This window comes from Thalassovita mediterranea (assembly GCF_001458435.1).
Classification (GTDB): Bacteria; Pseudomonadota; Alphaproteobacteria; order Rhodobacterales; family Rhodobacteraceae; genus Thalassobius; species Thalassobius mediterraneus.
In genome coordinates this window covers 317,274-343,404 of sequence record NZ_CYSF01000006.1, presented here as the reverse complement: position 1 = coordinate 343,404, position 26,131 = coordinate 317,274, and the positions used below count along the sequence as shown (strand labels likewise).

Sequence of the window (26,131 nt, the reverse complement as noted above, 5' to 3'; positions counted from 1 at the left end):
ATTAAATCGTCACTCCTTCAAGGGGGGTGGCTAGACGTGGTGCGGAAAGCGGGGTCGGGCCAAGGCCCTCGGCGTTTTGTACGGTGACCATTGCTGGTCGGGTTTCGAGTGTTGCCGCCAGTTGCGCAAGACGCGGGTAGTCCGACAGCCGGAACCAGCCTGACTGGGTGCGCGGATAAAGGGCGCACCAACGCAGCATGTAGCCGACGTAGTAGTCCAGAACGCTGGGGGCAGCTGCGCCCAGATAGGTCGGGGTCGCGTCGTTGATGTGGTTGTCCAACAGTGTCAGGTGGTTCCTTAGGCGATCAATCACAGCCTGACGCATTGACCCCATCGCCGCGTCATCACCATACCGATGCAGGTAAAAGTGCATGGTCAGGTCGGGGTGCAGCGTATTGGCGGTGAAAAACAACCATTTCAGGAACGCGGGGCGGTCCGCATCATCGCTGGTCGGCGCGAGGGCAGCGTGCTGTTCTGACAGATACAACAGGCAGGCGCCCACTTCGGACATCGGGCCATGCGGGGTGATCAGCGTCGGAATTTTACCGGAGGGATTCAGCGCCTTGTAGCTGGCGCTGTTCTGAGCGTTCGCTGAACGGTCGACCAGCTGGGTTTGATACGTGACGCTCATTTCCTCCAGCACAAGCCGAAGGATCGCCGATGCGTTGTCGGGGGCATAGTGAAGGATGTAGCGCGGTTCCATGTCCTCAGGCTATTGTGCCAGCGCGGCGCCGCCAGCCTGAATGCGACGCAAAAAACCTGAAAGGCGCAATCAGGGGGTAAAAATGACGCCAATTGCCTCTCGCTTGTGGGCAATGACAGCGGTATAACTGTCGCAAACTGAACACCCTGTCGCCCTGAGAGGATGCCCATGACCGGAGAGCTGTCGCCGATCGACAAAGCCAAATTCGTAGCTGCGAAGAAGGCCGTTGAATTTGTCGAAGATGGTATGCGTGTGGGGCTTGGTACTGGATCAACCGCCGCGTGGATGGTGCGCTGCTTGGGCGAGGTCGTACGCGAAGAAGGTCTACGCATCCGCGCGGTCCCCACTTCGGCCCGTACCGCAGCATTGGCGCGAGATGTGGGGCTGGATGTGATTTCTCTGGATGAGGCGCGCTGGCTTGACCTGACCATTGATGGTGCGGATGAAGTTGATCACGAATTCAATCTGATCAAGGGCGGCGGCGCTGCCCTGTTGCAGGAAAAGATCGTCGCCACTGCCAGCGACCGAATGGTTGTGATTACTGACGCCTCGAAAGAGGTGGAAACGCTAGGTGCGTTTCCATTGCCACTGGAGGTGATCCCTTTTGGTTGGCAAACGACAAAGGCCTTGGTCGAAGAAATGCTGGATAGTCTGGATGTTATGGGGCGTACGACCAGCCTACGAATGAACGGTGCGGCGCCTCTCTTCACCGACGAAGGTAACCATATCCTCGATCTGCATCTCAACCGTATTGGCAATGTGCGCCAGTTGGCGATGGTTCTGAACCAGATCCCTGGTGTGGTGGAAAACGGGCTGTTTGTGGATATCTGCGATACCGTTGTTGTTGGCTACGGTGATGGCCGGGTGCAGCTACGTGACCTGAACGACAATTCCATTCGTGAAGATCGTCTGGAATTCGTTGAAAGCGACAACCTGTTTGCTGATTTGGGGGACTAAGCGGCGTTTTCTAAGCCGTTTGTTCCAAGATCTTCAGGCAGGTTTCGATGTCATCAAAGGGCAGGCCATCCAGATCTGCCATATCCCGATCCCACCATGCGACAGCCAAAAGACGGTCGATAACATCCTGCGTAAAACGCCTGCGCAGCGGTTTTGCAGGCACCCCGGCGACGATCGTGTAGGGCGCGACGTCCTTGGTGACGATCGCGCCTGCGGCCACGATCGCGCCGTGTCCGATTGTGACACCACGCATGATCACCGCCTTTGCGCCGATCCAAACGTCGTGGCCAATTCTTGTTGCTGGCGGGTCTGGAAAGGCGACACGTTGCAGATCTTTGTAGCCTTTGGTGCGGCGAAAATGGCGGGTGTCGAATTGGAACGGATGGGTGGAGAGGTAGTCGGTAGGGTGTTCCAACGCACCGATTTCACAGCCGCGCGCAATCGAGCAGAATCGGCCGATGTCGCAACCCTTTCCGACCGCAGTCAAATCGCGCAGATAGCTGTAGCGGCCAATGGTAACGTCGGACCCAATTGTAACCTGTGCGGCGATGTTGACGGGCGCTTCGAAACGGGGGCGGTGCCCGATATGGGCGCTTTCGTCGATGATGTTGCGCATGATGTTACAAAAAGTCGTTAAGGATGGGTGTCTGGTGGGCAGGAATTGACCTGCCAAACGCAGGAGAGGTTTCTGCAGTTTAATAGCTTTTTATCGGATAGGGCCGTCTATGTGCAGTGGTATCTACATCTTTTGCTGTTAATGTCGTTGCCAGACATGCGGTGCTGGCATTTGGGCTGATCACATATCTGTGTGGGCTGGGTTACAACCGGACCTAAACGCCATTAGTTTGGCCTGCAAACTTGGGATTCACATAAGGGTAATGACCTGATGAGCTTTGACTTTGACCTCTTCGTAATTGGTGGTGGTTCCGGCGGTGTGCGCGCAGCGCGCGTTGCGGCTGGCGATACTGGTGCCAAGGTGGCCTTGGCAGAAGAGGACCGGTATGGCGGCACCTGCGTTATTCGCGGCTGCGTGCCGAAGAAGTTGATGGTTTTTGCCAGCGAGTTCCCCGAAATGGCCGCCGAAGCACGCGCCTATGGTTGGGACATGCCCACCGGTGATTTCAACTGGGATAGCTTTAAGGGCAAGCTGCACGCGGAACTGGACCGTCTGGAAGGCATCTATCGCCGCCTGCTGGCCAATTCGGGCGTCGAAACCTTTGATGCGCGGGCCAAGGTTGTGGATGCCCATACGGTTGAGCTGTCCACGGGTGAGCGTAAAACCGCCAAACACATCCTGCTGGCAATGGGCGGCCGTCCTGTCAAACTGGATGTTCCGGGCGCTGAATTGGCGATCACCTCGAACGATATTTTCCATCTGGATCAACTGCCCGGTTCTATGCTGATCGTTGGCGGTGGTTACATCGCCAGTGAATTTGCCGGTGTGATGAACGGTCTGGGCGTGAAAACCACCCAGTTCTATCGCGGTGAACAGATCCTGCGCGGCTTTGACAATGAAACCCGCAATCTGGTCGCGGATGAAATGATCCGTGGCGGTATCGACCTGCAGCTGAATACCAACGTCGTGTCGCTGGAACGTGACGCATCTGGTGCCATCCGCGTAGTGGATACCAATGGCGCCGAGCATCTGTTTGATCAGGTGATGTTCGCCACTGGCCGTTCCCCCAACACCGATGACATGGGGCTGGAAGAGGCCGGTGTGAAACTGGGCCGCAAGGGTGAGGTTGTGGTTGATGACTACAGCCAGACCGACGTGCCTTCGATCTATGCTGTTGGTGACGTAACCGACCGTGTGAACCTGACCCCAGTTGCGATCCGCGAAGGCATGGCCTTTGTCGATACCGTGTTCAAAGGCGTGCCGACCAAGGTTGATCATGAACTGATCCCGACCGCGATCTTCACCCAACCTGAAATCGGCACCGTCGGCATGGGCGAGGAAGAAGCCGCTGCCAAAGGTCCGATTGAGGTCTATGCAACCAGCTTCCGTCCGATGCGGTCGCTCTTTGCTGGCAGCGATGCCAAGGTGATGATGAAGCTGATCGTGGATGCCAACACCCGTGTGGTTCTTGGCTGTCACATCGTCGCGCCTGGTGCAGGTGAAATGATCCAATTGGCCGGTATCGCGGTTAAAATGGGCGCTACCAAAGAGGACTTCGACCGTACTGTAGCAGTCCACCCGACGATGTCCGAAGAAATGGTGACAATGAAGACGCCCACGCGCACGGCTGGTTAAGCCGCGTTAAATGCGTCAAAAAAGCCAAAGAGCTTGAAATTTTCCGCCGATTGCACAGGTTGTGTCATAACCCGTGCATTCGGTGTCAACGTAGAGAGGTAACATAGCCCATGTCAGGCAATTCTGGCGGCCCTTGGGGCGGCGGTGGAAACAATGGTGGCGGCCGCAACGATGGGGGCCGCAACAACGGTGGCCGTGGCCCGCAGGACGAAGGTCCTCAGGTCCCCGATCTGGATGAACTGGTCAAAAAAGGCCAGGAACAGCTGAAAGTGTTGATGGGCGGTCGCGATGGCGGCGGTAATCAACGCGGTAGCGGCGGTGGTGCCGGTGGCCCACAGGGTCTGCCCAAAGGTGCCTTTGTACTTGGTGGTTTGGCGGCTGTGGCGCTTTGGGCGTTTTCCAGCTTCTACACCGTTAAGCCCGAAGAACAGTCGGTCGAATTGTTCCTTGGCGAATATTCCGCAACTGGCAACCCGGGTCTGAATTTTGCACCTTGGCCGCTGGTCACCGCAGAGGTGATTAACGTGACCTCGGAACGGACTGAAAGCATCGGTCTGTCGCGCGGTGCGCTGGACACTGGCCTGATGTTGACCACGGACGCCAACATCGTGGACATCGACTTTCAGGTGGTCTGGAATATCAACGACCCTGCCAAGCTGCTGTTCAACATTCGTGATGCGCGTCTGACCGTTCAGGCCGCGTCGGAATCGGTGATGCGTGAGATTATCGCGGCATCGACCCTGGCACCGATCCTCAACCGTGACCGTGGTGTGATTGCGGATGGGGCCAAGGAACGTATTCAGGCCATTTTGGATGAGTATGAATCCGGTATCTCGATTGTGCGTGTGAACCTTGAAAAAGCGGACCCGCCACGTGAGGTAATCGACAGCTTCCGTGAAGTGCAGGCCGCCGAACAGGAACGCGACCGTCTGCAGCGCGAGGCGGATGCCTATTCCAACCGTGTTCTGGCGCAAGCCCGTGGTGAAGCAGCACAGAAACTAGAAGAAGCCGAAGCATACCGTGCGCAGGTTGTGAACGACGCGTTGGGTGAAGCCAGCCGTTTCTCCGCCGTGCGTGCTGAATATGAAAAAGCACCCGAAGTGACGCGCAAACGTCTTTACCTTGAGACTATGGAAAAAGTGCTGGGCAGCGTGGACAAAACCATCCTCGACAGTGCTTTGACTGGTAGCGATGGCGGTCAGGGCGTTGTGCCTTATCTGCCGCTCAACGAGCTGCGCAAAACGGGGGGGAACTGATCCATGCGTAAGATGACTTTCCTTATCCCTGTCGCGGTGATCGCGGTTGTGGGCGTGCTGTCGTCGGTTTTTGTGGTCGATGAACGTGAAAAAGCACTGGTGCTGCAGTTCGGTCAGATCAAGGCCGTGAAGCAAGAACCTGGTCTGAGCTTCAAGATTCCGGTCATTCAGGAAGTGGTGCGTTACGACGACCGCATCCTGTCGCTGGACACAGACACCATCGAGGTCACACCCTCCGATGACCGCCGTCTGGTGGTTGATGCGTTTGCACGCTACCGGATCAGTGATGTAGTGCAGTTCCGTCAGGCCGTTGGTGCCGGTGGTGTACGTCTGGCCGAGGACCGTCTGTCCTCGATCCTGAACTCCAAAATCCGTGAAGTTCTGGGTGCAGATCAGGTCACATCTGACACCATCCTGTCGGAAAACCGTGCGCAGCTGATGGTGCGTATTCGTGATCAGGCCCGCGCCGAAGCACGTAGCCTTGGTCTGGATGTTGTGGATGTGCGTCTGAAGCAGACCAACCTGCCAGAGCAGAACCTGAACGCGACCTTCGCACGGATGCGTGCCGAACGTGAACGTGAAGCGGCCGATGAGGTGGCACGCGGTAACGAAGCAGCGCAGCGTGTGCGTGCGCAGGCGGATCGTACCGTTGTGGAAACCCTGTCGGAATCTGAGCGTGAAGCTCAGGTTGTGCGCGGTGAAGCGGACGCAGAGCGGAACGCTATCTTTGCCGAAGCGTTTGGTGCAGATCCTGAGTTCTTTGCATTCTACCGGTCGCTGCAGGCCTATGAAAAAGCACTGAAGGGCAACAATTCGTCCATGGTGATGACACCTGACAGCGAGTTTTTTGATTATCTGAAATCCGATCAAGTGGCTCAGTGATGGAACATGTGATCCTGGCCCTTGGGCTGGTGTTGATTGTGGAGGGGCTGGCCTATGCGCTGGCCCCTTCGTTTATTGAGGACCTGCTGGAAATGCTGCGTTCTCTGCCAGAGGCGACACGCCGCAATATGGGACTGGCGGCGTTGGCTCTTGGGGTGACGTTGGTTTGGCTGGCCAAGGGATTGGGGGCCTAACATCCTGATCCTGCGCGACCTTTTGGCTGGCAGTTTTCATCGGCGATGCTTTGCCTGTTCACGGGCAGTTGAAAATTCTTTCGTCCGAGTGAGTTGAACATTGGCGCAGATCGGCCAATGTTAACCTTGAGAAACCCGGCGATCTTCGTCGGGATGTTTAGAGAGGAGATTATGGGCGTGAACCACAAACGTGCAAATGTCGTCGCCGCCACCCTCCCGCAGCGGGTGCATATGGCGCACCGGGCGTTCTGGCTGGGGCTTTTGGCAACGGCAATGATCCTGTTGCAGGCCATTCAGTCACAGGCCCGTCCCGATAGCTTTGCGGATCTGGCCGAGGAAATCAGTAATTCGGTTGTCAACATCACGACCTCAACCGTGGTGGCGGGCAATCAAGGGCCGAACTTTAACATTCCCGAAGGCAGCCCTTTCGAAGATTTCTTCCGTGAATTTCAAGATCGCAGCCCCGGCGATCGCCCGCGTCGTACCTCGGCGCTGGGGTCTGGCTTCGTGATTTCTGAAGACGGGTATATCGTCACCAATAACCACGTCATCGAACGCGCCGATGAGATCTTTATCGAATTCTTCTCGGGCGAAGAACTTGAGGCCAAGGTTGTTGGCACCGATCCCAGCACGGATATTGCGCTCTTGAAGGTCGAGGCAGACAAACCACTAGAATACGTTAATTTCGGTGACAGCGACATGGCGCGTGTAGGCGATTGGGTGTTGGCCATGGGTAACCCGCTGGGGCAGGGTTTTTCTGTTTCGGCAGGTATCGTGTCGGCGCGAAACCGTGCCCTGTCCGGTAGCTATGACGACTACATTCAGACCGATGCTGCGATCAACCGTGGCAACTCTGGTGGCCCGTTGTTCAACATGGATGGCGAAGTGATCGGTGTGAATACCGCGATCCTGTCGCCCAATGGCGGGTCGATTGGCATCGGCTTTTCGATGGCATCCAATGTTGTGACGCGTGTGGTTGATCAGCTGCGTGAGTTTGGCGAAACCCGTCGTGGTTGGCTGGGAGTACGCATTCAGGATCTGGACGAAGACGTGGCCGAAGCGCTGGGTCTGGACAACACCAAAGGCGCGATTGTCGCTGGTGTGCCCGAAGGTCCGGCCAAGGACGCAGGTGTGTTGCAGGGCGATGTGATTGTGACCTTTGACGGTGTTGACGTTGAAAACACCGGCGCGCTGGTCCGTCAGGTCGGCAACACCGAAGTGGGCAAAACCGTTCGCGTTGTCGTTTTCCGCGAGGGTAAAACGGTCACTTTGAAAATCAAACTGGGCCGTCGCGAAGACGCCGAAGCGATCCCTGCCGCTGGCAATGAAGAAGACAACGCACCGGTAGAGCCTCAGTCGCTCTTGGGCATGATGTTGTCGCCGGTTACTCCGGAACTGGCTGCAGAACTGGAACTGTCGGACAGCGCCGAGGGTCTGGTCGTGATGCAGATTGATGAAGCCTCTGAGGCCTTTGAAAAAGGTCTACGTCGTGGTGATCTGATCACTGAGGCGGGGCAGCAGCAACTGTCGCGCGTTGGCGATCTGCAAGACCGTGTGGATGAGGCCCGCGAAGGTGGGCGCAAATCCCTGCTGCTGCTTGTGCGCCGCGGTGGTGAACCCCGCTTCGTCGCGCTATCTGTCAGCGAAGAGTGATGTCGCTAAATCGACAAACGATAAAGCCGCCCTTCGGGGCGGCTTTTCTTTTGGGCGGATGTTTGGTCAAGCTGCCGTTTGAAACAGCCGGTTTAGATCCCGTTTCGTGGCACGGCCGCCAGCCCCAAGCGCCGCGCCGCTGCGAGGGACAGGATGCCGCTGTCTAACCCTTCGGGTTGCTGGTAGCGGCGGATCGCGGCCCGGGTGCGATTGTCCATCTCTCCAGTGATAGGCCCACGGTAGAAATCGCGCGCCTGCAGCGCACGCTGGACCGATGCGATGAAACTGGGTGTCATCAGGCTGGAACAGGGCACTTCGAACCAGATTTCCTGTCGATGCTTCACGACGGCCTGCCGGGTTTCCGTCTTGTAGATCGCAGGGCTTAGGACCGTGCCATCTGCCAGTACTTCGGCGGGTTGCAGCATGATTTGTTCGGTGACCGTTTCATAGATGCCGGGTTGGATCCGCTTGCCCCAGCAGCTGCCAGCGGGCGCGCCCGGGGGCGCATCATCCACCAGTTGGGCAACCTCTGGCGTTATCCCCAGATGCGGCACAGGTAGGCTGTCGACACAGGCGGTCAGCATCATGGCACTGCCAAGCAGGCCCAGCACTGTGGGAAAGATTTCTGCGCGCATCTGCTCTGCCTCTTGTCGCCCGGTTTTGTTGGCTTATCTGCGGTGGGCGTATCTTTGCGTTACAGCATAGCGATAAACCCGGCATCGATAAAGTGCCGCGATTTTTTCCCGCTCTATTGCTCTGGTTTGACCAGTGGTTGCTGACATTTTTGTGTGCTGTCGCTGCGAAAGCGTTGGGCGGCGTGAATGGGGCTGGAAATAGGGTTTGCGCAGCGCTAGGACGGGTAGAGACATGAAACGCAAAACGATCACATCGGAGGTAGCCGCATGGCCAAGATTACTTATGTCGAGCATAACGGGACAGAACACACGGTCGAGGTTGCCAATGGCATGACCGTGATGGAAGGCGCGCGCGACAACAACATCCCTGGCATCGAAGGGGATTGCGGTGGTGCCTGTGCCTGCTCGACCTGCCATGTGTATGTGGATCCGGCATGGGTCGAAAAGATCCCGGCCAAGGACGATATGGAAGAAGACATGCTGGACTTCGCGTTTGAGCCAAACCCAGCCACCTCGCGTCTGACCTGCCAGATCAAAGTGACCGATGCGATGGACGGTCTGGTTGTCAAAATGCCAGAGAAGCAGATCTGATGCTGCGCGCGGGTCTTTTAGCGGCGCTAACGTGCCTGTCGGGGACTATGGCTGCGGCGGACCCGCTGATCCTGTCGGCCCGTTTTGATGGGCCGACAACGCGCTATGCTCACGGTGTTTTGGGCGATGCGGTAGAATATGGCCAACTGGTGCTGGAGGTTGCCGAGGGTGATGCACGCCAGCGCGTGACGATTACCCTGCCACAGGACCATGTGTTCGAAGATCTGGCGCCGCGTCTGGTCGATGTGACTGGCAATGGCGCGCCAGAGGTGGTGGTGATCGAATCCGACGCCGCCCGTGGTGCAGCGCTGGCGATTTACAACGCCGATGGCAAACTGGCAGAGACACCTCATATTGGCACGACCAACCGATGGCTTGCCCCGATTGGTGCGGCGGATCTGGATGGGGACGGTTATGTGGAACTGGCCTATATCGACCGGCCGCATCTGGCGAAAACCCTGCGCGTCTGGCGCTACGCGGATGGCAATCTGACCCAGATTGCCAGCGCCAAGGGCCTGACCAACCACAAAATCGGTTGGGATTTCATCGCCGGTGGCCTGCGCGCCTGTGATGACATGCCGGAACTGATCACCGCTGATGCGCGCTGGTCGCGGATCGTGGCGACACGGTTGGAGGGCGATCAGCTGATGAGCCGTGATCTGGGCGCTTACACTGGGCCAGAGAGTTTGGATCGCGCCACACAGTGTGAGTGAGCGCTGGTCGACTTTGCAGAGATTTTAACGGCATCCGGGCTATTGCGCGGATGCCGCTTTTTTTAGGCGGCACCTACCACAGCGATGGATCACGCAAAGCGCTGACGCAACTTGCTGCGCCTTTCAGCGGTTCTAATGGACCGCCGCGCAGGTTTTGCCCCAGCCAGCCATGCGGATAGCTAAGCGGTAGCGGGGCGCGGGCAGTGTCCTCATAAATCTGTGCAAATCCAACACGGCTGTAAAAGTTGATATCGCCATAGGTCAGCGCCACATCAACGCCGTTGCCCCGCAGGTGCGACAGGGCAAAGCGCAGCAGTTCCTGCCCAACGCCCTTGCCCTGTTGGTCTGGCGACACTGCCATTGGCGACAGGATGAAAACGGATCGCGCGTCGTCTGCATAGGTCATCCGCGTGAACATTGCGGCGGCCTGCACGCCGGTGTCAGAGACGGCAAGGAAGGCAAACAAGTCCTCCTCAGCCGTTTTGGACAGCATGGTTGTCACCATACTGCCGATCAATGTGCCCTCTGCCGCGCCTTCGGAGGCGGTGAAAGTGGCGGCGAAGAGGTCGATGACCTCTTGCTGCCTGTCTGTGTATTGCGTGGTGAAGTTCATGAGATATGACCCTTCTTATCGTTGGTTAAGCTGCGCGCGCACGGCTTTGATGCCTTTTGCGCTGGCGCGATAGGGCTGGCCGTTTTGGGACCGGATCAGCCGTCGTTTACGCAGCCGTAGAAATACGTCGAGGGTGCAGTCCGCCAGGACATGCCCCGCGCGGGTGAAACAGGTGACAGCGTAGATTTTGCCGTTCTCGCCACGTTCATGGTGAATGGATCCACCAAGGGCAAGTTCATGCAAAACACGCTGTTCGTGCTTTGAGATATTCAATGGGTGTCTCGATTTTATGAGATCGCAAGGGAATGATCGCTCAGCCGTCGCGTGAGCGTTCATTTGGTTCCGTTGCCCTTGATCAGTGATGATCAGGGACGGGCTTATGCCCGGGTCTCTTGCATAAAATCTCCATCACGCGGCGAAAGTACGGCGCGCGTGGGTTCGACATAGGATTACAATCCCGCACAGGCAAGGCAGGGTGGGCAGGTCTAGTGAACTTCGGGAGAGGGTGTTGCAGACGGGTCGCTTGGCTGCGCAAGCTGCGGCGCTGAGGGTGGCGCAGGCGCATGGTCGTTTGAAACGAGGAATGTACCGAATACCCGTCCCGGACCTGATCCGGGGCCTCGGCCCCTAAATCTGTATGGGGCAGAGAGGGAGGCCCCGGATCAAGTCCGGGGCGCGTGATTTGTGTGGCTTACAGTGCGCGCCAACCGATGTCGCGGCGGCAGAATCCTTCGGGCCAGTCGATCTGATCAACCATCGCATAGGCACCTTCCTGCGCCTCTTTCAGCGATGCGCCGCGGGCGGTGACGTTCAGAACGCGGCCACCGGTGGCGATGATCTGACCGTCCTTCGATCCCGTGCCCGCGTGGAAGCACATTTCCGAACTGGTTTCCGGCAGCGCATCCAGACCGTTGATCACAGACCCCTTTTCATAGGCACCCGGATAGCCTTTCGCAGCCAGGACCACGGTCATCGCGTGATCATCGGCCCAGTTCACCTGTGCCTCTGCCAGACGACCTTCGGCGCAGGCCTGCATCAGGTCCAGCGCTTGGGCACCCAGACGCAGCATCAGCACCTGACATTCAGGATCGCCAAAGCGAACGTTGTATTCCACCAGACGCGGCTGGCGGTCCTTGATCATCAGACCAGCGTAGAGGACGCCCTGATAGGGCATGCCACGGTCGGCCATGACCTTCATCGTGGGTTTGATGATTTCATTCATCGCCTTTTCAGCGATGGCATCCGACAGGACAGGGGCAGGGGAGTAGGCGCCCATGCCGCCGGTGTTGAGGCCAGTGTCCCCTTCGCCCACGCGTTTGTGGTCCTGCGCGGTGCCGATGGCCAGGCAGTCTTCGCCATCCACCAGAATGAAGTAGGAGGCCTCTTCGCCTTCCATGAACTCTTCGATCACCACCTCGGCGCCCGCGTCGCCAAACTCACCGCCGAACATGTCGTCAATGGCGTCCAGCGCGGTCTGTTCGTCCATCGCAACGATCACGCCCTTGCCCGCAGCCAGACCGTCGGCCTTGACCACGATGGGCGCGCCGTTTGCGCGGATGTGGGCCTTGGCGGCCTCGGCATCGGTGAAATGGCCGTAGCCTGCGGTGGGGGCGTTTGCCGCATCGCAGATCTCTTTGGTGAAGCTTTTCGATGCTTCCAGTTTTGCCGCTGCAGCGGAGGGGCCGAAGACCAAAACGCCCGCGTCGCGCAGACGGTCAGCAACACCTTCGGCCAGCGGGGCCTCTGGGCCGACGATGACAAAATCAATGGCGTTTTCTTCGCAGAAATTCACCACCGCCGCACCGCTCAGGATGTCTAGGCTGGCACAATCGGCGATCTGCGCGATGCCTGCGTTGCCGGGGGCGACGATCAGCTTGTCGCATTTCGGGTTCTGCATCACTGCCCAGGCTAGGGCATGTTCGCGTCCGCCACTTCCGAGGATGAGGATATTCATCGGCTCTCTCCGCTTGGCCTTCTGTTGGGGGCGTTCTAAGGTGGGTGGCAACAGGAAACAAGTGAACAGAGCAGCACACAGGCATGTCAGACCTTTTTGATGATCCCAGAGAGGGCGAAAACGCCCCGGAATTCAGCGTTAGCGAGCTGTCCGGCGCGATCAAGAAGATGATCGAGGGCGAATTTTCCCATGTGCGCATCAAGGGCGAGATTGGCCGTGTATCTTTCCCGCGCTCAGGCCACGTTTATCTGGACCTGAAGGATGATCGTTCTGTCATTGCCGCCGTGATGTGGAAAGGCGTTGCTGCCCGTGTGCAAACCCGCCCAGAAGAGGGTCTGGAAGTGGTGGCGACGGGCCGTCTGACCACCTTCCCCGGGCAGTCGAAATATCAGCTGGTGATCGAGGATCTGAAACCTGCGGGCATGGGCGCGCTGATGGCGATGCTGGAAAAGCGCAAGGCGATGCTGCAGGCCGAGGGGTTGTTTGATCCCGCGCGCAAGAAACCCATCCCCTATCTGCCGGGCATCATTGGTGTTGTCACCTCGCCCTCTGGTGCGGTGATCCGTGATATTTTGCACCGCCTGCGGGACCGTTTCCCGCGCAAGGTGCTGATCTGGCCAGTTGCCGTGCAGGGCGAACGCTGTGCGCCAGAGGTAGCGAATGCGATCCGTGGGTTTAATGCGCTGACACCGGGCGGGGCGTTGCCGCGCCCTGATCTGTTGATTGTGGCCCGTGGCGGTGGATCTGTTGAGGATTTGTGGGGTTTTAACGAAGAGGTGGTGGCGCGCGCCGCCGCAGCCTCAGACATTCCGCTGATTTCGGCGGTGGGGCATGAAACGGACACGACCTTGATCGACTACGTGTCCGATCAACGCGCGCCGACGCCCACGGCGGCGGCAGAGCTGGCTGTGCCGGTGCGGATGGATCTGATGGCATGGGTTGATCAGCAAAACGCGCGTTTGTCCACGGCGCTGAGCCAAGGGATCAGCCAACGCGGCCAGCGTCTGCGTGACCTGTCGCGTGCCTTGCCACGGGCAGAGGCGCTCTTGGATGGGCCACGCCAGCGTTTGGACACGTGGGGCGATAAACTGCCACGGGCGTTGACGAAAACGGTGCAGCAACACCAGATCCGCTTGAGTGAAGCGGCTGGCGCGTTGCGTCCTGCCAGCCTGAGCCAGCGGATCGAAGGGGATCGCCGTCAACTCGCGCCGTACGCGGCACGCATGACCAACGCGCTAGGCCGCGAGGTTCGCCAGAACCGTGAGACTCTGGACCGCCTGTCCAAACGCCTGTCGGATGCTGGTCAGCGTCAGGTGGAGGGATGGCACACCCGCCTTGATGGATTGGAACGCCTGCGCCAGACGCTGGGCTATGAGGCAACGTTGGAACGCGGTTATGCGGTGGTGCGCGGCGACGGCGATGTGGTGACAACGCTTGCCGCCGCCGCAAGTGCTGCGCATTTGGAGATTCAGTTTGCTGATGGCCGCCTAGCGGTTGGTGCGGGTGGGAATGGTGAAGGGGGCGCTGGGCCTGTCAGTGCTGATACCACGACCCAGCCTGTGGCCAAATCCGCGCCTAAATCCAAACCGAAAGCCAGCAGTAAATCGACACCACCAGAACAAGGCAAACTGTTCTAAAATATGGTCATTTGCACCGTCTTTACGACGTTGCTTTTCCCATTGGTCAAAAAAGTTACCGCTAAAACTTGCACACGGCGGGTACTCATGTTCATCTCTCCCCACAATTCCATTCGAGGGAGAATGACATGATTACCCGTATTATCGGTCTGTCTGCTGCGTTGATGTGCGGCACCATTGCGGCGCAGGCGGAAACGCTGCGCTGGGCGCGTGCTGGCGATGCACTGACATTGGATCCGCACGCCCAGAACGAGGGCCCGACTCACACCATCCGTCACCAGATGTACGAACCGCTGATCATCCGCGACGTGACCGGCGCATTTGAACCGGCGCTGGCGACCGAATGGGCGCCCAGCGAATCTGACCCGAACGTCTGGGTGTTCAAACTGCGTCAGGGCGTGAAATTCCACGACGGTGCGGACTTCACTGCCGAAGACGTGGTGTTCAGCTTTGAGCGTGCGAAGCAGCCGAACTCGGACATGAAAGAACTGATCGGTTCGATCAAAGAAGTACGCGCGGTGGATGATTACACCGTTGAGCTGGTCACCGAAGGCCCGAACCCGATCCTGCCCAACAACCTGACCAACCTGTTCATGATGGACAAAGGCTGGGCCGAGGCGAACAACACCGTCAACGTTCAGGACTTTGAAGGTGGTGAGATTACCTATGCCACCACCAATGTGAACGGCACCGGCCCCTACACGCTGGTCAGCCGTGAGCAGGACGTGAAAACCGTCATGGCCAAGAACGAAAACTATTGGGGCATCGATCAGTTCCCGATGGAAGTAACCGAAATCATCTACACCCCGATCCAGAACGCGCCGACCCGTGTGGCCGCCCTGCTGTCGGGTGAGGTGAACTTCCTTCAGGATATGCCGGTTCAGGATTTGCAGCGCGTTGATAGCGCCGCAGGTTACGGTGTGAAACAAGCACCGCAGAACCGCGTGATCTTCTTTGGTATGAACCAAGGCGCTGACGACATTGAGGCCGACAACGTCGAGGGTAAAAACCCGCTGGCCGACGTGCGCGTGCGCAAGGCGATGTCGATGGCGATCAACCGCGATGCAATCCGTCAGGTTGTGATGCGTGGTCAGTCGGTGCCTGCTGGCATGATCTCGCCGCCGTTCGTGAACGGCTGGAACGCTGACATGGACGCGTCGTCCAAAACCGACATTGAAGGCGCCAAGGCGCTGATGGCTGAGGCAGGCTACGCTGACGGTTTCTCGATCCGTTTGGACTGCCCGAACGACCGTTACATCAACGATGAAGCGATCTGTCAGGCCTCTGTCGGCATGCTGGCGCAGATCGGTGTGAAGGTGAACCTGGATGCCAAGCCCAAGGCGCAGCACTTCCCGCTGATCACCGACAGCAAGACCGATTTCTACATGCTGGGTTGGGGCGTTCCGACCTACGATTCGGAATACATCTTCAACTTCCTGGTTCACGGTCGTGAATCCGACATCGGCACCTGGAACGGCACCGGTTACGACAACGACGCGATCGACGCCAAGATCAAATCGCTGGCCGCCAACACCGATCTGGCAGCCCGTAACGCGGATATCGCTGCGATCTGGACCGAAGTGCAAGAGCAGCAGCTCTACATCCCGATCCACCACCAGGTTCTGAACTGGGCGATGGCAGATGGCGTTGGCATCGACGTTGACGCCGAAGACCAGCCGAAGGTCAAATACTTCACCATGAAGTAAGATACTGCCCCCGGCGCCAGAAATGGCGCCGGGGTTTCCTTTAGGGCACTTTTTTGTGAACTCTCCAGCCGCGTACGCTGCGTTTCGCCCTGACAAAGGGCTTGCACCTCGCGGTGGTCTATAGTTTCAACCCTCTTCATGAGTCGCCCTCGGGAGGGACCAACCGGGATCATGTTATCGCTGCCACGTGCAGGGAAATGATCCGGCAGGGGAAGGGGGACTGGTCGTGTATCCATGTGGCAAGGCCGCGGGCACGACGACAGAAGACAGTGTTGACTGATCTCAGGACCCCAAGTTGATCCGGCGATCTAGTCTGGCACCAAAGAAATCGAAATGTAGCGCCGTGCCGTCCGTGGGTGTGGCTAAATCATCAAAGTGGGGACAACGTGTTTTCCTATATCGTCAGACGGGTTCTGCAATCCGTCATCGTTCTATTCGTCGTTGGGCTTGTGGCCTTTGCGATGTTCAATTTCGTCGGTGATCCGATCGACAACATGCTGGGTCAGGAGCGCACGCAGGAGGACATCGATCGTCTGCGCGCTCAACTGGGTTTGGATCAGCCGTTTCCGGTGCAATACTGGAAATTCCTGATGAACGCCGCCGATGGCAACATGGGCGTGTCCTACCGTCAGGGCCGTCCCGTTACCGACATCATCGCTGAACGCCTGCCTGCAACGCTGGAACTGGCGCTGGTTTCGGGCTTCCTTGCGCTGTTCTTTGGCATTGTGATGGGGGTTCTGACTGCGATCCGCCGCGATGGCTGGCTGACCAACACGGTGATGACTGTATCACTGGTGGGCGTGTCGCTGCCGACGTTCCTGATCGGTATTCTGCTGATCTACATCTTCTCGGTCGAATTGGACCTGCTGCCGTCCTTTGGCCGCGGTGAGGTGGTGCAGGTGGGCAATTGGACCACTGGCTTCCTGACCGCCAGCGGGCTGAAGGCACTGATCCTGCCCGCGATCACGCTGGGGCTTTACCAGATGACACTGATCATGCGCCTTGTACGGTCTGAAATGATGGAGGTCCTGCGTCAGGACTACGTCCGTTTTGCCCGTGCGCGCGGGTTGTCGGAGCGGCTGATCAACTTCCGCCATGCGCTGAAAAACACGATGGTTCCTGTGATCACAGTGACCGGCCTGCAGCTGGGGTCGATCATCGCCTTTGCGATCATCACGGAAACCGTGTTCCAGTGGCCGGGCGTTGGCCTGCTGTTCATCAACGCGGTGCAGTTTGTCGATGTGCCGGTGATGGCCGCCTATCTGATGATGATTTCTGTCCTGTTCGTGGGCATCAACCTGATTGTCGATCTGCTCTATGTGGCGATTGACCCACGTCTGCGCGGGTAAGGAAAAGAGATGACTGAGACAACAACCTCAAATGCGCGCCCCAAGTCCCGTCTTGCACGGGCCTGGGACAGCGATCTGGCCTATGCCTTCCGTCGTTCGCCTGTTGCGATGATCTCGCTCGCGGTGGCGATGACGCTGATCCTTGCGGCTGTTTTTGCGCCGCTGATTGCGCCTTACAATCCGTTTGATCCGGCGACGCTGAACTTGATGAACGGTTTCACCCCGCCGAATGAACCGAACGCCTTTACCGGTGAAACCTTCTGGTTGGGCACCGACGATCAGGGCCGCGATGTGTTTTCGACCATTCTTTATGGTCTGCGCATTTCGCTCTTCGTTGGCTTTGCCGCTGTGATGCTGGGCCTGACGCTTGGTGTGATCGCGGGTCTGGTGTCTGGCTACTACGGTGGTTGGACCGATACGCTGATCATGCGGACCGCCGATGTGCAGCTGACCTTCCCGTCGATCCTTGTTGCCATGCTGATCTTCGGTATCGCCAAGGGTGTGACGCCGGTGGAATACCGCGATCAGATGGCGATCTGGGTGCTGATCCTAGCGATTGGCCTGTCCGACTGGGTGCAGTTTGCCCGCGTTGTGCGTGGTGCCACCATGGTGGAAAAGAACAAGGAATACGTCCAAGCCGCCCGTCTGATCGGGCGTGGCAGCATTCCGATCATGTTCCGCCACATCCTGCCCAACGTCCTGTCGCCAGTTCTGGTGATCGCCACCATTTCGCTGGCACTGGCGATCATTGCAGAGGCAACGCTGTCCTTCCTTGGCGTGGGCGCGCCGCCGACGCAGCCGAGCCTTGGCACCTTGATCCGTGTTGGTCAGGGCTTCCTCTTCTCGGGGGAATGGTGGATTTTGTTCTTCCCTGCTTGCACGCTTCTGGCACTGGCCCTGAGTGTGAACCTGCTGGGCGACTGGCTGCGCGATGCGCTGAACCCCAAACTGCGGTGATGAAATCATGAGCTTGTTGAATATCAAAAACCTCACGGTTGAGTTTCCAACCCGCCGCGGTGTCTTCACCGCTGTAGATGCTGCCGACCTGTCGGTGGAGCCGGGGCAAATCCACGGCCTCGTCGGGGAATCCGGCGCGGGTAAATCCACTATCGGTGCGGCGATCATGGGCCTGCTGGAACGGCCCGGCCGCATTGCCCAAGGCGCGATTGAGCTGCAGGGCGATGCGATCAGCGGTCTGGATGCGACGGCGATGCGTGCGTTGCGCGGGCGTCGTATCTCAATGATCTTTCAAGATCCTTTGACCTCTCTCAACCCGCTGTTCACTGTGCGGCAGCAGTTGGTGGAAACCATCCGCGCCCATCTGGACGTGACCGAGGCCGAGGCGAACAAACGCGCCCGCGATCTGATCGATCGCGTGGGCATTCCCGATCCTGACAGCCGTTTGGACCAGTATCCGCACCAGTTTTCTGGCGGCATGCGTCAGCGGGTGGTGATTGCACTGGCCCTGTGTTCAGAGCCAGAGGTGATCATTGCAGATGAGCCCACCACGGCGCTGGATGTGTCCGTGCAGGCGCAGATCCTAGATCTGATCCGCGAATTGGCGAATGAACGTCAGGTGGGCGTGATCCTGATTACGCATGACATGGGCGTGATTGCGGATACCACCGACAAGGTGACGGTGATGTATGGCGGTAAAGTGGTAGAAACCGGCGACACCTCGCAGGTGATTGGCGCGCCGCGTCATGAATACACCCAATCCCTGATCGCCGCCGTGCCGCGCCCGCAGCGTCGCCTGCACCGTTTCCCGCAGCTGTCCTATGGCGGCCGTGAAACACGCTTTGCGATTGAGGATCTGGCGCGCTCTTGGCCGAAGGTGGAAAATGATCCCTCGCGTCCGCTGCTGGAGGTGAAGGGCGTGACCAAGACGTTTGTGAAACGTCAGGGGCTGCTGCCGTGGGATCGCGATTACTTCACCGCGGTGGACAATGTCAGCTTTGACATCCGTCCGGGTGAGGTGTTCGGCGTTGTGGGTGAATCCGGTTCCGGCAAATCCACCATCGCGCGGATGATTTCCGGCCTTTACCAACTGGACGGCGGGTCGGTCGATTTTGACGGCAAACTGGTCAGCGATCTGAGCGATAAGGCCCGCCAGGCCGCATATCGCAAAGAGATCCAGATGATCTTCCAGGATCCATACTCGTCGCTTAACCCGCGCATGCGTGTGGATCAGATCGTCGCTGAACCGATCCGTCACCATCGCCTGCTGGACGGCAAAGCCGTTGATCAACGGGTGGCAGAGCTGCTGGAACGTGTGGGTCTAGGCGCAGAGGCTGCGTTCAAGTATCCGCATGAATTCTCTGGTGGTCAGCGTCAGCGGATCGCGATTGCGCGGGCACTGGCGACCCAGCCGCGCTTCCTGATCTGTGATGAACCGACATCGGCGCTGGATGTGTCCATTCAGGCGCAGATCCTCAACATCCTCAAGGATTTGCAGGAACATCTGGGCCTGACCATGCTGTTCATCAGTCATGACCTGCCGGTGGTGCGCCAGATGTGTGACCGCGTGGCAGTGATGAAGGCGGGCCAACTGGTGGAACTGCAAGAGACTGAGGCGCTGTTTAATGCGCCGAAGACCGATTACACCAAATCGCTGTTGGATCTGATGCCACGGCTAGAGGATCTGGGGGATGCGCCGGAAGGGGCGTGATCCACAGGTTTCGACAGTTTAGAACGGCGCCCCACGGGGCGCCGTTTGCGTTTTCTGGGGCAGAAAACGCCTCGCCCGCCGCTACTGTTGCGTCAATGCGTCCAGCCGTGGATCCATGATGCGCCGCCACAGGCGCGGCCATAGGGCGATCACCGCCATCGTCGGCAGCGCAAAGGGCAACAGGGGCATCTGATGATCCAGCCGCAGACCGGGGTAGGGGCGGGTTGGGTTCAGGTGGTGATCCGAATGGCGCGGCGCGTTCAGCATCATTGCCGATGAATAGCGATGCGGCGTGTTCCAGCTGTGTTGGGGGCCGACAGGTTCGATGCGGCCATTCTCCAGAACCTCACGGCGCAATCCGTAATGCTGTACATAGTCCGCCAGCATGATCTGGATCTGCGCATATCCCGCGACGGCAAGAAGGGCGAGCAGCGGCCCAAGCCCCATCAATCCAGCGCAGCCAAGCGTTATCAGCGCGATCAAGGTGTAATGCAGGTAAGGATGGGCCAGCTGGCTGCGGTTGGCATAGCGCTTATTCTCGGCATCCAGCCCTGCACGAAAGCCACCCAGCCAACACTGCGGCGCGAATCGCCAGAACCCTTGCCCGCGGGGGGCAGAGCTGGGGTCACGCTCTGTGGCCACATGCACATGATGCACCAGCGGATGGGCAGAGGTGTGATGGCCGATCAATAGCGTCGCATACACCATCTTGCCCAACCGCCGCAGCCAGCGGTTTGGGCGGTGGATCAGCTCATGCGCGTTGGGATGGCCGACTTGGCCAAAGAACAGGCCATAGCTGATCAGCAGGCCCAGCCGTTCTATGATGCCCAAGCCACTGCCGCCGCCAATCGCCCAAACTGCCAGCGTCAGCATCGGCAAATGCAGCAGCGCCAGCGTGGCAGAGAGGGTATCGCCACTCGGAAACTCTGCTCCGGGATCAGCGGCGCTGGGAGTGAGTTTATCAACCATCCAAGTGAAGACGGTGATGGTCAGCAAGGCGATCGCAACCCACGCGCCCCCAAAGATAGCCGCGGCGATCAACAACGCAGTTGGCAGGAGAGTTGCAAAGGTAAAGAGCCACATGATGAAAACTTGCCGCCGTTGAAGCATTCGACAAACTGTAGCGGTCTGGAATGAAGGGCGCAAACCTGCTGCGATATGGGGTTTCCCAACGAATGTGGATAAACCTGTGAATTGGAGTCTTTTAGACCAGCATAGCCGATAAAATTTAACATAAAGCATGATCGAAGGTGCTATTCGGCAACCGATAAGCTGGGCCGTGCGTGGATGTTAACCAAAGGTCATGCAGATTTTCCTGCCTCTGACGCTTGCTGATTACTGCGAAAGCCGTTTGGCTCCCCACAGATGAGGGAGGCGTTTACAATGTCTGTTGCACTGACAGAACCACAGCTGCTGGCACCCGTGGTGGTCGGGATGGGGCTGTCCTTGCTGTATCTGCTGTGGTTTTGCTGGCGTCCGGCGAGTGTTGCGAAAACGTTAGTGAAAACAGGGGCGGTGGCCCTGCCAGCGGTCGGGCTATCACTGGTTGGAGCGCCCACGCTGCCGTTATTGGCGCTATGGTTTTGTGCGCTGGGGGATCTGTTGCTGTCTCGCGACGGGCAGGGGATGTTGCAGGGCGGCATTGCGGCCTTTGCGGTGGGACATATCCTCTATGTGGCTGCGTTTGTTGTGCATTTCGCGCCAGAAGTTACGGTGCATACCCTTTGGATCCCCGCACTTTTGGTTCTGCTCGCCTTGTCGACGGAACGGTGGTTGCAGCCCTACACTGGTGAACTGGCGTGGCCGGTGCGGATCTATGTGGTGCTGATCGTGATCATGGGCTGTGTCGCTACACAGCAACCGATTCCCCAAACAACGGTGTTTTGGGGCGCTTTGGCGTTCATTTCGTCCGATTTGATCCTTTCCGTGCATATTTTTCGCCAAATGCGCCCTGTTTTCGCGCGCCTTGCTGCCTATGCGATCTGGTTCTTTTACTACATCGCTCAAGTGCTTATTTTTTATGGATTCATCGCGTGAAAATACATTGAGTCTCACAGGGTTTTCCACAGGCTAATCCCCAAGAAAACAAGGGCTTGGCCTTCCATAGTGGGCGGGAACTGGCTACGTCATTTCAAACACTGGCGGAGTCCCCGATGTCTTTTTTCGGCAAATTGAAGCAACGTTTGACCAAGTCGTCCTCTCGGATTGAGGATGGGCTGGATGCTATTGTCGAAGATGGCGGTGAGGTCGAAGCGACAGAGCCCGCAGAGGTTGAAGCGCCGCAAACACCAGCCTCGCCCCCCGCGCAGGAAGCGGCGCCAGCGGCTGCTGAAAAGGCGCCTGAGCCTGAGGCTGAGGCGGCCAAACCCGGTTTCTTTGGCCGTCTTATGGGTCGGACCGATACAGCGCCCGCCGCGCGTGAGGTCACCCGCCGTGTGCTTGATGACGACATGCTGGAACAGCTCGAAGAGCTGCTGATCGCCTCTGACATGGGGGTGGAAACCGCAACCCGCGTGACTGCCAATATCGCCGAAGGCCGCTATGGCAAGAAGCTGTCGACAGACGAGATCAAGGGCCTCTTGGCTGCTGAGGTTGCACGCATCATGGAAAATGTTGCGAAACCGCTGCCGATCTACGCCAAGAAACCGCAGGTCGTGTTGGTGGTGGGCGTGAACGGGTCGGGCAAGACCACGACCATCGGCAAACTGGCCAGCCAGTTCCGCGCGGCGGGCAAATCGGTGGTCATCGCTGCCGGTGATACCTTCCGCGCCGCTGCGGTAGAGCAACTGCAGGTCTGGGGCGAACGCGCGGGCGTGCCGGTATTGACCGCGCCTGAGGGGTCGGATCCGGCAAGCCTTGCCTTTGATGCGATGACGCGGGCCGAAGCGGACGGCGCTGATCTGTTGCTGATCGACACGGCAGGGCGGTTGCAGAACCGATCCGACCTGATGGAAGAGCTGGCCAAGATCGTGCGGGTGATCCGCAAGAAAGATGAAACCGCGCCGCACAACACCCTGTTGGTGCTGGACGCGACCACCGGACAGAACGCATTGAACCAAGTGGCCACTTTTGGCGAGTTGGCAGACGTGTCCGGGTTGGTAATGACGAAACTGGACGGGACCGCAAAGGGCGGCGTTCTGGTGGCCTTGGCCGACCGGTTCGGCCTGCCGATCCACGCCATTGGTGTGGGTGAGCAGATCGACGATCTGCAAGCCTTTGATCCCGAAGACTTTGCAAAGGCGCTGACGGGTCACGATGCTTGAGATTCATGACACACTGAAAAACGAACACGGCTGGGACATCGTGGCGCTGCACGAAGCGGTGGATGAACTGCTGGACGGCTGCCGGTTGAGCTATCCGTTTCCGGGCGATGACACCTGGGGTTCTGACCGCATCCTCTACGCAGAGGTGGTGGTGACCCATGGTGACATCCTGATTGGCGCAGGTCGCCTGATCTGGGATTCCGCGCAAGAGGATGCGCTGCCGCGGATCACCGATCTGTGCCTGCTGCGCCGCTATCGCAACCCGTTTACCATCGAAACCATCGTCTCGGCGCTGATTGATGAATACGCCAAACACGCCGATGGTGGTGCGGTGGTGCTGGGCCATGACGGGCGTGAGATGGATATCTCGGAACGGTTGGAGCGTCTGCGCGATATCGAGATGGGGCAGTTTGAGCCCCGCGTGATCTAAGCGCCTGATCTAACGGATATGAGTGCCTGATATGAGCGCATGGCTGACATCGCTGGAGGGCACAGAGGCAGGACACCAACTGGCCTTGGTGCTGGCACTGTCGGCGGCGTTGTTGCATGCCGTCTTTGGGGCGCTGCAAAAGGGGCGCCATGACCCGTGGCTGTCCCGTGGGGCCATTGATTTCAGCTATGCCGTGATGGCCGCGCCCTTTGCGCTGTTCGTGGTGCCGTGGCCGGAACCGCATATGTGGCCGATTTTTGCGGGCGCGTTTCTGATCCACGTCGGCTACAAGCTGCTGCAAAGCTTTGCCTACACCAAGGGTGATTTTACCGTCGTTTACCCCGTGGTGCGCGGCATGGGGCCGCTGTTCACTGTGGTGGGTGCCTATCTGGTCTTTGGTGAAACGTTCAGCTGGATTCAATGGGGCGGTGTTGGTGTGCTGCTCAGCGGGATCTTTGGGCTGGCGATCTACAATATGATCTTCCTCACCTCATCGCGCGACACATTGGGCGTGGCGATGGCACTGGCGGCGGCGACGGGGCTGTTTGTGGCGCTTTACACCACCTATGACGCCTATGGCATTCGCGCGACGGCAGATCCGTTCACATTTTTGGCATGGTTTTTCCTAATCGACGGGCTGGCGATGCCGCCGATTGCCTACCTGCGCTGGCGCAATCTGCCCAACCCAGCTGCGCCCGGCCCGTTGATGCTGCGTGGGGTGATCGGGGGGCTTGTGGCCTTTGCCAGCTTCGGTTCTGTGATGATGGCGACCCGTCTGGACAAGGTGGGTGAGGCGGCGGTTTTGCGCGAAACATCCACCGTTTTTGCCGCCCTCATCGGCTGGCTGTTTCTGAAAGAAACCGTTGGTCCCCGCCGCATTGGACTGATGGCTTTGATTGCGCTCGGGGCGGTGATTGTTGAACTTGGCGGTTAGAATGCCAATATGGAGTGAATGCCCGAACCCGCGCATCATAGCGACCTGCAAGGATAGAAAATGACCCAGCCGACCCCGGCCACCGATACTGCCGCCAAGACCGTGAACCCGATGGTGAAATCCGCATTGGAATTCGGCCCCGTTGCGGCGTTTTTTGCGGCATATATTATGCTGAAGGATCACACCTTCATGGTGGGCGGTAACAGCTATGAGGGCTTTATTGCGGTCACCGCTGGGTTTATTCCGTTGATGATCGCCTCGACCCTGATCCTGTGGCGGTTGACCGGCCATTTGTCGACAATGCAGATTTTCACGCTGGTTCTGGTGGTGTTCTTCGGCGGGCTGACGGTTTGGCTGAATGACGACCGCTTCTTCAAGATGAAGCCAACGCTTCTTTACCTGTTCTTCGGCTCTGCGCTGGGCGTGGGGTTGCTGCGCGGGACCAGCTATCTGGCGACGCTGATGGATGCGGCCTTGTCGCTGAAACCCGAAGGGTGGATGATCCTGACCCGTCGTTTGATGTTCTTCTTCTTCGGTTTGGCAGCGCTGAATGAGGTGGTTTGGCGCGGCTTCAGCGAAGAAACCTGGGTTTATTTCAAAACCTTTGGTCTGACGGCGGCGATCTTCGTCTTCTTCATGACACAGGCGCGCCTGTTCCAGACTTACGCGCTGGAAGAAGAGGGGGATCAGGACGCCGAAGCGTCCTGATCTTTTCGCAACGTGGCTAGCAGCGCCTAAGGGCGCTTAGCCTTTCTGTTTGAACAGCAGTTTTTGCGCTTCTTTGTCGTCTTCCAGTTTGGAACGCTGGTCCTTGGCCAGTTTGAACCCGGTTTTCACCGCATCGCGCGCCTCTAGCTGCTCCAGCCAGCGTTTCAGGTTCGGCTTGTCGCTGAGATCCTGTTGCTGGCCTTCCCACAGGCGCGCCCAGGGCCAGATCGCCATGTCGGCGATGGAATAGAAATCACCGGCCACAAATTCGTTGTCCGCCAGTTGGGTGTCCAGCACACGGTACAGGCGGCTGACCTCATTGCGGTAGCGGTCCTTGGCGTAGGGCAGATCATGCGGCGGATCCATTGCCGGCGCGTATTTCAGGAAGTGGTGCGCCTGACCGGCCATCGGGCCAACGCCGCCCATTTGCCACATCAGCCACTGTTCCACCGCGGCCTGTTCACGGGCGTTCGATCCATAGAACTTGCCTGTTTTGCGCGCCAGATACTGCAGAATCGCACCGCTTTCGAACAGCGAGATCGGTGCGCCATCGGGGCCGTCTGGATCGACAATCGCAGGCATCCGGTTGTTCGGTGCGATTTTTAGAAAGTCAGGTTCAAACTGCGCACCTGCGCCGATGTCGACGAGATGTAGATTGTAAGGCAGGCCCATTTCTTCAAGCGCGATGGATATTTTCCATCCGTTTGGGGTCGGCCAATAATAAAGATCAATAGGTTGTGCCATGTCACGCTCCTCTGTGATGGGGGAATGATGGCCTATTTGGCCATTCGTGCAAGGGGGCGGGGTGGAATGCACATCGCCTGTGCGATCAAACAGATGTGAACAGGTGATCGCTGCGGCACGCCTCGGCGCCTGAGGCTGGGCGCTTGACCGGCAGGGGGCAGGGGCGTATCAGACAGGCGTGGCGATTTGTTACCGGATTGCGGGCCACGTTAAACATGCCGCTAAAGAGGTCAGGAGGAAAGAGTCCCTTTCGCTTGACCGCGACGGGGCTTTTTTATTTTGGGCACAGG

At 58.4% G+C, this 26,131-nt stretch carries 26 protein-coding genes and 1 riboswitch; of the genes, 18 read left to right on the top strand and 8 right to left on the bottom strand.

The features are described 5' to 3' along the window. Position 1: 1 nt before the first annotated feature. Positions 2-703, bottom strand: coding sequence for a glutathione S-transferase family protein (locus tag TM5383_RS05575; RefSeq protein WP_058318036.1), 702 nt, complete (start codon positions 701-703; stop codon positions 2-4). A 168-nt stretch (positions 704-871) separates the two neighbouring features. Between TM5383_RS05575 and rpiA the strand changes: the two genes are divergently transcribed. Next, a complete protein-coding gene (rpiA, locus tag TM5383_RS05570; RefSeq protein ID WP_058318035.1) occupies positions 872-1,660 on the top strand; it encodes a ribose-5-phosphate isomerase RpiA in 789 nt (262 codons plus the stop codon). 10 nt (positions 1,661-1,670) lie between these two features. On the opposite strand, the gene TM5383_RS05565 is transcribed toward rpiA, so the two are convergent. After that, positions 1,671-2,276 (bottom strand): CatB-related O-acetyltransferase, encoded by a 606-nt coding sequence (locus TM5383_RS05565; protein WP_058318034.1) that lies wholly within the window; start codon positions 2,274-2,276, stop codon positions 1,671-1,673. A 270-nt stretch (positions 2,277-2,546) separates the two neighbouring features. Here TM5383_RS05565 and gor point away from each other — a divergent pair, with 270 nt between their 5' ends. From gor to TM5383_RS05540, 5 genes are all read left to right on the top strand, one after another. Then, positions 2,547-3,911 (top strand): glutathione-disulfide reductase, encoded by a 1,365-nt coding sequence (gene gor / locus TM5383_RS05560; protein WP_058318033.1) that lies wholly within the window; start codon positions 2,547-2,549, stop codon positions 3,909-3,911. A 110-nt stretch (positions 3,912-4,021) separates the two neighbouring features. After that, positions 4,022-5,167 (top strand): FtsH protease activity modulator HflK, encoded by a 1,146-nt coding sequence (gene hflK / locus TM5383_RS05555; RefSeq protein ID WP_058318032.1) that lies wholly within the window; start codon positions 4,022-4,024, stop codon positions 5,165-5,167. Positions 5,168-5,170: 3 nt separating this feature from the next. Then, positions 5,171-6,049 carry a protease modulator HflC gene (gene hflC, locus TM5383_RS05550; RefSeq protein WP_058318031.1) on the top strand — a complete coding sequence of 293 codons (879 nt, stop codon included), beginning with the start codon at positions 5,171-5,173 and terminating at the stop codon, positions 6,047-6,049. Then, positions 6,049-6,243 (top strand): DUF2065 domain-containing protein, encoded by a 195-nt coding sequence (locus tag TM5383_RS05545; RefSeq protein ID WP_058318030.1) that lies wholly within the window; start codon positions 6,049-6,051, stop codon positions 6,241-6,243. Before hflC ends, TM5383_RS05545 begins: the two co-directional genes overlap by 1 nt. A 231-nt stretch (positions 6,244-6,474) precedes the next feature. Continuing rightward, entirely contained in the window at positions 6,475-7,896 is a 1,422-nt protein-coding gene (locus TM5383_RS05540) for a Do family serine endopeptidase (RefSeq protein ID WP_058318398.1), read from the top strand. A gap of 92 nt (positions 7,897-7,988) precedes the next feature. On the opposite strand, the gene TM5383_RS05535 is transcribed toward TM5383_RS05540, so the two are convergent. Continuing rightward, positions 7,989-8,531 carry a peptidoglycan-binding domain-containing protein gene (locus tag TM5383_RS05535; RefSeq protein WP_058318029.1) on the bottom strand — a complete coding sequence of 181 codons (543 nt, stop codon included), beginning with the start codon at positions 8,529-8,531 and terminating at the stop codon, positions 7,989-7,991. 267 nt (positions 8,532-8,798) lie between these two features. Here TM5383_RS05535 and TM5383_RS05530 point away from each other — a divergent pair, with 267 nt between their 5' ends. Then, complete coding sequence (locus tag TM5383_RS05530) at positions 8,799-9,122, top strand: 2Fe-2S iron-sulfur cluster-binding protein (protein ID WP_058318028.1); 324 nt, start codon at positions 8,799-8,801, stop codon at positions 9,120-9,122. Positions 9,123-9,169: 47 nt separating this feature from the next. Then, positions 9,170-9,835, top strand: a complete 666-nt coding sequence (locus TM5383_RS05525) for an FG-GAP repeat domain-containing protein (RefSeq protein ID WP_058318397.1) — start codon at positions 9,170-9,172, stop codon at positions 9,833-9,835. A gap of 73 nt (positions 9,836-9,908) precedes the next feature. Here the strand turns inward: TM5383_RS05525 and TM5383_RS05520 are convergent, their stop codons facing one another. The 3 genes from TM5383_RS05520 to purD form a co-directional block, all read right to left on the bottom strand. Further along, positions 9,909-10,448 (bottom strand): GNAT family N-acetyltransferase, encoded by a 540-nt coding sequence (locus TM5383_RS05520; RefSeq protein ID WP_058318027.1) that lies wholly within the window; start codon positions 10,446-10,448, stop codon positions 9,909-9,911. A gap of 15 nt (positions 10,449-10,463) precedes the next feature. Continuing rightward, positions 10,464-10,721 (bottom strand): YjhX family toxin, encoded by a 258-nt coding sequence (locus tag TM5383_RS16515; protein WP_076399937.1) that lies wholly within the window; start codon positions 10,719-10,721, stop codon positions 10,464-10,466. 418 nt (positions 10,722-11,139) lie between these two features. Continuing rightward, entirely contained in the window at positions 11,140-12,402 is a 1,263-nt protein-coding gene (gene purD / locus TM5383_RS05515) for a phosphoribosylamine--glycine ligase (protein WP_058318026.1), read from the bottom strand. 83 nt (positions 12,403-12,485) lie between these two features. Between purD and xseA the strand changes: the two genes are divergently transcribed. The 5 genes from xseA to TM5383_RS05490 all read left to right on the top strand — a co-directional run bounded on the left by xseA (position 12,486) and on the right by TM5383_RS05490 (position 19,762). Further along, a complete protein-coding gene (xseA, locus tag TM5383_RS05510) occupies positions 12,486-14,039 on the top strand; it encodes an exodeoxyribonuclease VII large subunit (RefSeq protein WP_058318025.1) in 1,554 nt (517 codons plus the stop codon). A gap of 128 nt (positions 14,040-14,167) precedes the next feature. Further along, positions 14,168-15,745, top strand: coding sequence for an ABC transporter substrate-binding protein (locus tag TM5383_RS05505; protein WP_058318024.1), 1,578 nt, complete (start codon positions 14,168-14,170; stop codon positions 15,743-15,745). Positions 15,746-16,131: 386 nt separating this feature from the next. Further along, positions 16,132-17,094: an ABC transporter permease gene (locus tag TM5383_RS05500; RefSeq protein WP_058318023.1), complete on the top strand. Its 963-nt coding sequence runs from the start codon at positions 16,132-16,134 to the stop codon at positions 17,092-17,094. A gap of 9 nt (positions 17,095-17,103) precedes the next feature. Then, positions 17,104-18,051 carry an ABC transporter permease gene (locus tag TM5383_RS05495; protein WP_058318022.1) on the top strand — a complete coding sequence of 316 codons (948 nt, stop codon included), beginning with the start codon at positions 17,104-17,106 and terminating at the stop codon, positions 18,049-18,051. A 7-nt stretch (positions 18,052-18,058) separates the two neighbouring features. Beyond that, the gene (locus tag TM5383_RS05490) at positions 18,059-19,762 is read left to right on the top strand and encodes an ABC transporter ATP-binding protein (protein WP_058318021.1); all 1,704 of its coding nucleotides are present in this window, start codon (positions 18,059-18,061) and stop codon (positions 19,760-19,762) included. Positions 19,763-19,843: 81 nt separating this feature from the next. Here TM5383_RS05490 and TM5383_RS05485 read toward each other — a convergent pair whose 3' ends face one another. Further along, the gene (locus TM5383_RS05485; protein WP_058318020.1) at positions 19,844-20,845 is read right to left on the bottom strand and encodes an alkane 1-monooxygenase; all 1,002 of its coding nucleotides are present in this window, start codon (positions 20,843-20,845) and stop codon (positions 19,844-19,846) included. Positions 20,846-21,208: 363 nt separating this feature from the next. Here TM5383_RS05485 and TM5383_RS05480 point away from each other — a divergent pair, with 363 nt between their 5' ends. The 5 genes from TM5383_RS05480 (at position 21,209) to TM5383_RS05460 (ending at position 25,097) form a co-directional block, all read left to right on the top strand. Next, positions 21,209-21,799 carry a lysoplasmalogenase family protein gene (locus tag TM5383_RS05480; protein WP_159438554.1) on the top strand — a complete coding sequence of 197 codons (591 nt, stop codon included), beginning with the start codon at positions 21,209-21,211 and terminating at the stop codon, positions 21,797-21,799. Between the two features lie 116 nt (positions 21,800-21,915). Further along, positions 21,916-23,025: a signal recognition particle-docking protein FtsY gene (gene ftsY, locus TM5383_RS05475; RefSeq protein WP_058318018.1), complete on the top strand. Its 1,110-nt coding sequence runs from the start codon at positions 21,916-21,918 to the stop codon at positions 23,023-23,025. Then, positions 23,018-23,455: a hypothetical protein gene (locus tag TM5383_RS05470; protein ID WP_058318017.1), complete on the top strand. Its 438-nt coding sequence runs from the start codon at positions 23,018-23,020 to the stop codon at positions 23,453-23,455. The genes ftsY and TM5383_RS05470 overlap by 8 nt, the downstream gene beginning before the upstream one ends. Positions 23,456-23,486: 31 nt before the next feature. Next, positions 23,487-24,389, top strand: a complete 903-nt coding sequence (locus tag TM5383_RS05465) for an EamA family transporter (protein ID WP_058318016.1) — start codon at positions 23,487-23,489, stop codon at positions 24,387-24,389. Between the two features lie 60 nt (positions 24,390-24,449). Continuing rightward, on the top strand, positions 24,450-25,097 hold the full coding sequence (locus TM5383_RS05460) for an inner membrane-spanning protein YciB (RefSeq protein ID WP_058318015.1): 648 nt from the start codon (positions 24,450-24,452) through the stop codon (positions 25,095-25,097). Between the two features lie 36 nt (positions 25,098-25,133). Here the strand turns inward: TM5383_RS05460 and TM5383_RS05455 are convergent, their stop codons facing one another. Then, entirely contained in the window at positions 25,134-25,841 is a 708-nt protein-coding gene (locus TM5383_RS05455; protein WP_058318014.1) for a glutathione S-transferase N-terminal domain-containing protein, read from the bottom strand. Positions 25,842-26,009: 168 nt separating this feature from the next. Beyond that, positions 26,010-26,087: riboswitch (SAM riboswitch) on the top strand. The last annotated feature ends 44 nt before the right edge of the window (positions 26,088-26,131 follow it).

Excerpts from the sequence above, each read along its gene's own strand:
- TM5383_RS05575 (WP_058318036.1), bottom strand. The coding sequence starts at position 703 with ATGGAACCGCGCTACATCCTTCACTATGCCCCCGACAACGCATCGGCG.
- rpiA (WP_058318035.1), top strand. The coding sequence starts at position 872 with ATGACCGGAGAGCTGTCGCCGATCGACAAAGCCAAATTCGTAGCTGCG.
- TM5383_RS05565 (WP_058318034.1), bottom strand. The coding sequence starts at position 2,276 with ATGCGCAACATCATCGACGAAAGCGCCCATATCGGGCACCGCCCCCGT.
- gor (WP_058318033.1), top strand. The coding sequence starts at position 2,547 with ATGAGCTTTGACTTTGACCTCTTCGTAATTGGTGGTGGTTCCGGCGGT.
- hflK (WP_058318032.1), top strand. The coding sequence starts at position 4,022 with ATGTCAGGCAATTCTGGCGGCCCTTGGGGCGGCGGTGGAAACAATGGT.
- hflC (WP_058318031.1), top strand. The coding sequence starts at position 5,171 with ATGCGTAAGATGACTTTCCTTATCCCTGTCGCGGTGATCGCGGTTGTG.
- TM5383_RS05545 (WP_058318030.1), top strand. The coding sequence starts at position 6,049 with ATGGAACATGTGATCCTGGCCCTTGGGCTGGTGTTGATTGTGGAGGGG.
- TM5383_RS05540 (WP_058318398.1), top strand. The coding sequence starts at position 6,475 with ATGGCGCACCGGGCGTTCTGGCTGGGGCTTTTGGCAACGGCAATGATC.
- TM5383_RS05535 (WP_058318029.1), bottom strand. The coding sequence starts at position 8,531 with ATGCGCGCAGAAATCTTTCCCACAGTGCTGGGCCTGCTTGGCAGTGCC.
- TM5383_RS05530 (WP_058318028.1), top strand. The coding sequence starts at position 8,799 with ATGGCCAAGATTACTTATGTCGAGCATAACGGGACAGAACACACGGTC.
- TM5383_RS05525 (WP_058318397.1), top strand. The coding sequence starts at position 9,170 with ATGGCTGCGGCGGACCCGCTGATCCTGTCGGCCCGTTTTGATGGGCCG.
- TM5383_RS05520 (WP_058318027.1), bottom strand. The coding sequence starts at position 10,448 with ATGAACTTCACCACGCAATACACAGACAGGCAGCAAGAGGTCATCGAC.
- purD (WP_058318026.1), bottom strand. The coding sequence starts at position 12,402 with ATGAATATCCTCATCCTCGGAAGTGGCGGACGCGAACATGCCCTAGCC.
- xseA (WP_058318025.1), top strand. The coding sequence starts at position 12,486 with ATGTCAGACCTTTTTGATGATCCCAGAGAGGGCGAAAACGCCCCGGAA.
- TM5383_RS05505 (WP_058318024.1), top strand. The coding sequence starts at position 14,168 with ATGATTACCCGTATTATCGGTCTGTCTGCTGCGTTGATGTGCGGCACC.
- TM5383_RS05495 (WP_058318022.1), top strand. The coding sequence starts at position 17,104 with ATGACTGAGACAACAACCTCAAATGCGCGCCCCAAGTCCCGTCTTGCA.
- TM5383_RS05490 (WP_058318021.1), top strand. The coding sequence starts at position 18,059 with ATGAGCTTGTTGAATATCAAAAACCTCACGGTTGAGTTTCCAACCCGC.
- TM5383_RS05485 (WP_058318020.1), bottom strand. The coding sequence starts at position 20,845 with ATGTGGCTCTTTACCTTTGCAACTCTCCTGCCAACTGCGTTGTTGATC.
- ftsY (WP_058318018.1), top strand. The coding sequence starts at position 21,916 with ATGTCTTTTTTCGGCAAATTGAAGCAACGTTTGACCAAGTCGTCCTCT.
- TM5383_RS05470 (WP_058318017.1), top strand. The coding sequence starts at position 23,018 with ATGCTTGAGATTCATGACACACTGAAAAACGAACACGGCTGGGACATC.
- TM5383_RS05465 (WP_058318016.1), top strand. The coding sequence starts at position 23,487 with ATGAGCGCATGGCTGACATCGCTGGAGGGCACAGAGGCAGGACACCAA.
- TM5383_RS05460 (WP_058318015.1), top strand. The coding sequence starts at position 24,450 with ATGACCCAGCCGACCCCGGCCACCGATACTGCCGCCAAGACCGTGAAC.
- TM5383_RS05455 (WP_058318014.1), bottom strand. The coding sequence starts at position 25,841 with ATGGCACAACCTATTGATCTTTATTATTGGCCGACCCCAAACGGATGG.